Annotated in this window: 6 protein-coding genes; 4 read left to right on the top strand and 2 right to left on the bottom strand. The window is 57.4% G+C overall.

Annotated features, from left to right (window positions below):
* The first annotated feature begins 211 nt into the window (after nucleotides 1–211).
* Entirely contained in the window at nucleotides 212–1,492 is a 1,281-nt protein-coding gene (locus RISK_RS04205; protein WP_053061052.1) for an Lpg1974 family pore-forming outer membrane protein, read from the top strand.
* An 18-nt stretch (nucleotides 1,493–1,510) separates the two neighbouring features.
* Here the strand turns inward: RISK_RS04205 and RISK_RS04200 are convergent, their stop codons facing one another.
* Together RISK_RS04200 and RISK_RS04195 are read right to left on the bottom strand one after the other, a co-directional pair.
* Nucleotides 1,511–2,659 (bottom strand): SGNH/GDSL hydrolase family protein, encoded by a 1,149-nt coding sequence (locus tag RISK_RS04200; RefSeq protein ID WP_047813059.1) that lies wholly within the window; start codon nucleotides 2,657–2,659, stop codon nucleotides 1,511–1,513.
* Between the two features lie 189 nt (nucleotides 2,660–2,848).
* Nucleotides 2,849–3,442 carry an HdeD family acid-resistance protein gene (locus tag RISK_RS04195; protein ID WP_047812960.1) on the bottom strand — a complete coding sequence of 198 codons (594 nt, stop codon included), beginning with the start codon at nucleotides 3,440–3,442 and terminating at the stop codon, nucleotides 2,849–2,851.
* Nucleotides 3,443–3,848: 406 nt separating this feature from the next.
* Between RISK_RS04195 and RISK_RS04190 the strand changes: the two genes are divergently transcribed.
* The 3 genes from RISK_RS04190 (at nucleotide 3,849) to RISK_RS04180 (ending at nucleotide 7,676) form a co-directional block, all read left to right on the top strand.
* A complete protein-coding gene (locus RISK_RS04190) occupies nucleotides 3,849–4,901 on the top strand; it encodes a lipid-binding SYLF domain-containing protein (RefSeq protein ID WP_236696012.1) in 1,053 nt (350 codons plus the stop codon).
* Nucleotides 4,902–4,959: 58 nt separating this feature from the next.
* A complete protein-coding gene (locus RISK_RS04185; protein ID WP_047812958.1) occupies nucleotides 4,960–6,348 on the top strand; it encodes a sulfatase-like hydrolase/transferase in 1,389 nt (462 codons plus the stop codon).
* A 635-nt stretch (nucleotides 6,349–6,983) separates the two neighbouring features.
* Nucleotides 6,984–7,676, top strand: a complete 693-nt coding sequence (locus RISK_RS04180) for an orotidine 5'-phosphate decarboxylase / HUMPS family protein (RefSeq protein WP_047812957.1) — start codon at nucleotides 6,984–6,986, stop codon at nucleotides 7,674–7,676.
* Nucleotides 7,677–7,854: the final 178 nt, after the last annotated feature.

Raw genomic sequence — 7,854 nt, 5'->3', positions numbered from 1 at the left:
TCAAGCCAATCCTTTGACTTGAATCAAAACCGCTCTTTCTCAACGGTTTTTTGACAGGGTCAGATTTAGTGGCAGCGTTAGTCGGCTTCCACCCAGTTTCGCGCGTTTCACGAGATTTTTTGTCAAATTGATTTCACCCTTTCGCTGCGATACCAACCCCTGCTAAGAGAAGACCTTACGACAACATGACATACCTTCATCGAACGACTTCGTGACCTCGAAACGTTCACCGCTCGCTCCCAACGAAAGCGACCTTGACGTGCACCGCCTTGAACCACCGCGTGACTTTCGCAACTTGAAATGGGCTTTGGTCTGCTCGCAACTGTGCCTGACTTTGATTGCGTTTGGATGGACAAGTCCCCTCCGTGCAGACGACGATCCGGTGCTGACCCTGTCTGACTTCCAGGGTTCCGGTACAAACGATTTCCAAAGCGAAGCAGCACCGGTTGGTTTCAGCGAGATTCAACCCATCGATCTGGATTCCCGATTCGCAGAAATGCAAATGCGGATCCAAGAACTCGAATCCGACCGATTCGAAGGGCGGCTGACTCAGCAACGAGCCAGCGAAGGACTTCAGCCCAAACCCGAAGAAGGACGCCTGTTTGCTACCTTCGAAAGCGTTCTCGTCCAACCCACTCAAAGCAACAGCACCGCGATCATCGTGCAAACCGATGACGGGTTCTCACACATCGGGTTCCCCTGGCAAATCGAGCACAGTCCGCGGATCCAATTCGGTCGCGAAGCGGAAGACAACACACTCGGTTGGCGAGTTCGATTTTGGGAGTTCCGCCACTCCGATGGTTTGACTGCCAACGATGCCAACGGACTGATTCCAACTGGAAACGAAGGCACTGCAGGCTACTTCATCGAAAATGGTGACATCCTGACCGGACTCGCGTTCATCAACGAAGGCGAATTTCAAAGCACCGTGCGAACCGATGTGATTGACTGGGAACTCCAACGCCGGATCGCCAATCCCATCGACTTCTACGCTGGCATTCGGTACGCCAAGGTCGCACAAGGCTACTTCGCTTCCACCGATGAAGGCACCATCCAGGGCCACTCCCAATTCCGAGGGATGGGACCAACGATGGCACTGCAAATCAACCATGTTTTACCGGTCGAAAACTTGCAACTCTTCGCGAATCTACGCGGATCGATGCTCTACGGGGCTCGCAAGTTTTCCGCCACGGACAGCCTCACACCTTTGGGCAACATTCGCCAAACCATCGGCGACATCGACTTGCGGCCCGGCGATGACTCCGCCGATTCTCTGGTGGCCAATGCCGAAATGCAACTGGGACTTCGCATCGTGATGACCGATCATTTTTCAATGACCGTTGCGATGGAAGCGATGCACTACAACGGCGTTGGCGGCCCCAACCCAACCGGAGTCTTCACTGGTCCCGACGGCGGCCTCAACGGAGACTCACCGATGGACGACAACCTTGGGTTTCTCGGCCTGACCGTTGGATCCCAGCTGATTTGGTAGCCGGAACCGCTCCGACACTCACTCCACGCCCATTGCTTTGCGAAGCACGGGGTCAAACACGTCGGCCTGACGCATGAAACCAAGGTCGCTGGCGTGAGAACCATCGGTCGCACCGTCGCCATCGGTTCCATAAAGCTCATCGCCAGCGATGTAGTGCAGACCGGTCACCCCGTCGGCGAGCAGCGACTTGCACGCCGCCTGCAGAGCCTCATGATTCGCTGTGTGGTGAGCGTCACGTGCGGGCAAGATCCAACTGTTTGTGTTCCGGCGATCTTCCACCAACACAATCGGCGTGTCCGGTTTCGCAGCACGAATTTGCTTGACCAATGGAACGCACCTTTCGGTCACCATCGCCGCGTTCATGTTGGGCAGGCAATCGATCACGTAGACCGCGGCATCGATCTGGATCAAATAATCCCCGACCTCGGGATCCATTTTCCCATTGCCGGAAAAGCCTAGATTCACGACGGGCTGATCAAAGCGACGCCCCAAGATCCCCGTGTGGACCATTCCCGGACGACTCGCACAGGCCCCGTGCGTGATGCTGGTCCCGTAAAACACAATCGGCTTTTCGCGGGGCGGCAATTGCTCGAACTTGCTGTCCGGTGAAACACCAATCTTCAAAGACTCGATCCCGTTGTAAAGCGGAAGGTACGCGGCGTACTCCCGCATCCCCGGTGCCAATGAATCGATGACCTTTGCCTTGACCTCTTGCGATGTCGGCCGCGTGACCTGCACCCAACGCCAATTGCCTTCCCCGTCGCGAGCATAAAAGTCCACCCCGCTGACTCCGGTCGCAGGCATGTGCGGCATCGCCACATTGCTGCTCAACAATTTGTAGTGAGCATGAAGGGCGGTGGAATCCGTTTTGAAGCGAACCATCATGCCCGCTGAATGACGACTCAGGTTCCAAACGTTTGAAGTCACCGAACCATTGGCGGAGCTTGGGAAGCGATCGAACCATCGCGTCCGCTCTTGATCGGGCAGGATTCGTCCTTCGATATTCTGTTCCGCAACGTCATACCACGCGACGCCGTCTTCGACAGTTCGACCGGTCGCCATCTCCGGATCCAGATTGCCGATCGAGTCGACGACCTTTTCTTGAGCCTTGACTGGAATGACAAACCAAGGCAGCACAGCGACGAGGATGAACCAACGAGTCTTCATTTGAAACCACATTTCAATCGGGGCAGGGCGGGGAGGGGCAGGGGAGGGAGACCGATCCTCTTGAGAATCAATCCAGCTTCTTTACGAGAAAGAAGCGGCTGACCAACATAGTCGCCCCGGCCAGCCCTGTGTGGGGCAGGGCAGGGTGGATCGTCTCAGCAAGCGTGTTCCCTTCATCGCACAGGGCGTCTAGCCCTGAGAGATCCGGCTTCCCAACGATTTCAATCGGAAGGCGAACGCGATCATCGCAATGCTGGACACTATCGCCAACGCGCCCAAAATTCGCACCAACGTCAGCCCAAATCCCATCGGCGCGACCAACAAAGCAATGCCGATCAACACAGAAAGAATCCCGGCCAAGATCAACCAACCTTCGCCTTGAATGTGCCGCCGATCTTGGATCGCAGCCGCAATCTCGACCACGCCCGAGACAATCACCATCGCACCGATGACACTGATCACAATCGTCGCGGTCAATCCAGCGACCAACATTGGGTTTGCAAACACGAACATCCCCGCCAAAACCTCGATCACGCCTCGGACGATCGTCCCCACTCGCGACGGGGTGTCGCCGATCACTCCCGCAATGATGGCCATGACCCCATCGAAGGCCAAGAAGAACCCAACGACCTGCGCGAACGTCGCCAAGGTCATCCCAGGTTGAAACAAGGCGTAAATCCCGAGAATCAATAACAACAAACCTCGGATCAGCGGCAACCACCAGAGTGACGCCACATCAACGAGCACGTTCCGCATGGCATCCTTCGGTTCCGAATCAGACATCTTTCATTTCCTTTGTCGTGAACTTTGTTCGCCAATGCACAGGAGCAAGCTGACCTTGCCAAAGTGGATGCATCCGGCGTTTCCTGGCGGCTTCGAACCGCATCTTCGCACTTTGTGAGCGTCTATCCAACCGACCCAAGCACCGTTTCGAAAACCTGGGAAGCAATTTCTCTACAAGGTGTCGTCGTCGCCAATCAAACTTCGATCGATTGCCAACGCTTCACATTCTTTCCGAATCGCAGGGCAGGGGAGGGCAGATGGAGTAGCCTCCACGCCCCTTGGGCCCCACAATGGCAGGGGATTTTGACGCTGCCACTGCGATGCCTTCATCGACCACGGCCGCCCCAACCGTCACCCGAACCAGCGTTTGCGAATGAGAACGCTTTCACCCCAAGGAATGTGCACGATGGAGCTCTCTCACCAACCGCAATTTCGCTTCGCTCGGCGCATTGCGATGACGACCGCAATCATCCTGCTGGGATGGACGCAGCCCGTCTCGGCCCAGGTTGTCGAAGAACAAACGGTCCAATCAGCGACCGCGGTCTTGAATGAAACCATGTCCACGCCGCTGAGCCAAATCCCGGCTCAGATGTTGCAAGATTGTCACGGGGTCGCCATCGTCCCCAACGTGATCAAAGGCAGCTTCATCGTTGGGGCGCGACATGGAAAAGGATTGCTCTTTATCCGTGATCCCGATGGCACGTGGCATGCCCCGGTTTTCATCACCTTGACGGGTGGCAATGTCGGTTGGCAAGTCGGCGTGCAAGCCTCGGACATCATCCTGGTCTTCAAAACGGCGCGCAGTGTGCAAGGGATCTTGTCAGGCAAACTCACGCTGGGCGGTGACGCATCAGCGGCAGCGGGCCCGGTCGGACGTCAAGCCGCCGTGGCAACCGACGGCCAACTGCAAGCGGAAATCTACACCTACTCTCGAAGCCGCGGCCTGTTCGCGGGCGTCTCGATCGACGGAACCGTCGTGCGGGTCGATCAAGTCGCAACCGGCATGTACTACCAAAGCCCCGCCCCAGGCCAACCGGTGGTCATCCCCACCTCGGCAGCCCAATTGACGCAGGCCGTTGCCCGTTACGCTGGTCAACAAGCCCAGGTCACGCCTCCGGAACCACAATCGCAGTTCGCTCAACAATACCGAAGTGATCGTCCCGCCGTGCTGCAGGACCAGTTGCTGCAAATCGCTCCTGAGCTGTTCAAACTGCTGGATCCCCAATGGACAGCGCACTTGGCACTGCCGCTGTCAGCCAATCCCAACCAAGCCCCGGATCCGCAGGCGCTGGCAGCGGCCGTTGCACGCTATGACCAAGTGGCAAACGACCCGCAATACGCATCCTTGTCGGCACGTCCGGAATTCCAATCCGTCTACAGCCTGCTCAAGTACTACCAACACGCGCTGACCCCCAACGCTCAAACGATCCAGCTGCCGCCTCCGCCGAGCAATCGTTGATCGTCTCTGGACCTGTCCTGCTCCTCCCCCAACTCTGCACGCCTGAACGAATTGTCGAATGCGTTTTCTCCTGATCTTGCTTGGTTGCCTTCCGCTGACCGTTTCGTCCGCCGACGATTCACGGCCCAACATCGTGCTGATCATGGCCGACGACATCGGCATCGAGGGATTGGGTTGCTACGGAGGAGTCTCCTATGACACGCCTGCCCTGGATCAATTGGCCAGCGGTGGCGTCCGGTTCACGCACGCGTATTCGCAACCGCTGTGCACCCCGACTCGAGTTCAATTGATGTCGGGCAAGTACAACCATCGCAACTGGAAGACATTTGGAATCCTCGATCCTAACTTGAAGACGTTTGGTCACCGAATGAAGGAGGAGGGTTACGCCACGGCAATCTTTGGCAAGTGGCAATTGCAATCCTACGACCCACCCGGATACCCCGGCGCAGAAGACCGGCGCGGAACCGGAATGCATCCCCAAGACGCAGGCTTTGACCAATACGCTCTGTACCACGCCTTGCACACGGAAGACAAAGGATCGCGTTACGCCAACCCAACGATGCTGGAGGGCGAAGCAGGGCAGGGCGGTGAACTGAAAACCTACCCTGGCCAATTTGGCGAGGATGTCTGGGTGGAAAAGACAATCGACTTCCTCAAGCAAGATCGCAACGAACCGGCGTTTGTCTATTACCCCATGGCTCTGCCTCACTGGCCGTTTGTCCCCACGCCAATCAGCGACGACTGGGATCCATCCCAACCAGTCGTGGAGCAACTGAAGTACTTCAAGGACATGGTCGAGTACATGGACGTTGCGGTTGGGAACTTGATCCAAGGGCTGCAGGCCAATGGTTTAAGAGACAACACAATCGTCATTTTTTACGGCGACAACGGAACGCACCTGAAAGTGGTCTCCAAGCTTTCCGATGGACGGTCCATCCGAGGTGGCAAGGGGCTGACCAAGCAAACCGGCATCCACGTACCGTTGATCGTGTCCTGGCCAGGCCACATCCAACCGGCCGTGAGTGACAAGCTGATCGATGCATCGGATTTCTATCCAACGCTGATTGAGTTGGCGGGCGGCGAAGTGCCGGAAGACCCAACGATGGACGGCATCAGCTTCGCCCCGGAATTGTTCGGCCAAGAAGGTCCGAAAAAAGAGTCCCTGTTCTTTTGGTACGACCCTCGTCCCGGCGAAGACAAATCGCAGTTCACTCGCGAAGTGTTCGCACTCAACCGAACCCACAAGGTCTTTCGCGATGGCCGTCTGTTTCGGTTAACAGATCGCCCGCTCGAAGAGATCGCGATCGATCTGGATCATGCCACCGAGCAAGATCGAGCCGCAATGAAAGAGCTTCATCAACGCATCACCGAGGCGATGGCGGGAGTCGACGAACCACCACTGCTGGATGCCACCGGCCAACCGATCGCCCAGCAAATTTCGCGGTAGCGTCGTGTGGACTTGCACGATCCGGCTGGCAAACATGCGGCCGCATCGGAACCAGATGCTCGAAAGACGAGCATCGCCTGCAGCATGAAAGCTTGGGATGAAACAGGTCGGCAAGAGTCTTTCGGCATTTGAACTCTTTTGGCAGACGCCACTGTTCCCACGTGCAAGCTGGGCGAACGCTGGGCTGCGAAATGTTTGGTGTTATGGAACGCATTCGTTTGCACACGTTTTCATCCCGGTAGGGATGTCAGATGGTAGCCGTCGGTAAGCGATCGCGTCACCGACGTACTGTAGCCCGCGTCGCCACTCTCCATCCCGCCGTGGCCATCGGCCACGGCGGGATGGAGAGTATTTTGGGGGACGCTCGTTTTCCGGGGGTACGCTGCTACGCAGCGACCCCCGGCTACCATCTGACATCCCTCCCGGGATGAAGAAAGGCAGGAGCTGGAAGAAAAGTGGCATCCGCGATCGGAGCGTCAACACCAAACGTTTCGCAGCCCAAGCGAACGCTCACATGGTTCTGCCCGATCATTCCTGCCTACCTGCTTAGCAACACTCCTGGACGTTTGGAATGCGATACAATTCGGGCCTCCCGCCTGAACCCCGCCTTCCTTCCCACCTGCAGAGGCCGCCCGATGCGTCCGATCGTTCAGATTTCGTTGGACCTGACCAACATTGATGAAGCCCTTGAAACTGCCGAACTGGCAATGCGTGCGGGGGTGGATTGGCTGGAGGCGGGAACCCCGTTGATCTTGGCAGAAGGCTTGCACGGCGTCCGAGAACTTCGTGCCGCGTTCCCGAAAACGCCGATCGTTGCCGACCTCAAAACAATGGACGGCGGGTACTTGGAAGCCGAGATGATGGCGAATGCCGGCGCCACCCACGTCGTTGTCATGGCTCGGGCTCACGAAGAAACCATTCGCTGCGTCGTCCAAGCGGGGGCCGACTTCGGTTGCCAAGTCATGGGCGACAACATGGTCAGCGAAGACATGGTCGCCGGTGCCAAACGACTGGAAGACCTGGGGTGCGGTTTTGTCATCCACCACATTGGGTACGACGAACGACGAGGCATCGCGGCTCGCGGCGACCGAATGCCCAGCCCGCTGGATCAATTGCGTGAAGTGGTTCAGGCGGTGAAGGTTCCCGTCCAAGCCGTCGGAGGTTTGTCGATCGAACAAGCCATCGAGTGCCCCAAGTACGGTGCCCCTTTGGTGGTCCTGGGCGCGCCTCTGACCATCGACGCCGACGCCTTTCGCACCGCCGATGGTGACCTGGAATCCTCCCTGCGAATGATCTGCGAAGCCGTGCACGCGCAAAACGTCGTCTAAGCAGGTACGCAGGTGTCATCGGGTATGTGAGCCGTTGGCGTTAGCCACGGTTTTCACTCGCAACCGGGGTCAACGCCCAAACGGCTCACAGGGTGAACCCCAATCATTCCTGCTTCACAGCGCCAACAAGCTCTCTGTCATAACCCGCAGCGTGAGCGAGGGACGGAGTTGCCCCGAA

Source organism: Rhodopirellula islandica (assembly GCF_001027925.1).
Taxonomy (GTDB): Bacteria; Planctomycetota; Planctomycetia; order Pirellulales; family Pirellulaceae; genus Rhodopirellula; species Rhodopirellula islandica.
Note: the sequence above shows the minus strand (reverse complement) of the source record. Positions and strands in the feature narration are given on the sequence as shown.

Bases quoted from the DNA above. Each gene is read 5' to 3' on its own strand.
- RISK_RS04200 (WP_047813059.1), bottom strand. From the start codon at position 2,659: ATGAAGACTCGTTGGTTCATCCTCGTCGCTGTGCTGCCTTGGTTTGTC.
- RISK_RS04195 (WP_047812960.1), bottom strand. From the start codon at position 3,442: ATGTCTGATTCGGAACCGAAGGATGCCATGCGGAACGTGCTCGTTGAT.
- RISK_RS04190 (WP_236696012.1), top strand. From the start codon at position 3,849: ATGGAGCTCTCTCACCAACCGCAATTTCGCTTCGCTCGGCGCATTGCG.
- RISK_RS04185 (WP_047812958.1), top strand. From the start codon at position 4,960: ATGCGTTTTCTCCTGATCTTGCTTGGTTGCCTTCCGCTGACCGTTTCG.
- RISK_RS04180 (WP_047812957.1), top strand. From the start codon at position 6,984: ATGCGTCCGATCGTTCAGATTTCGTTGGACCTGACCAACATTGATGAA.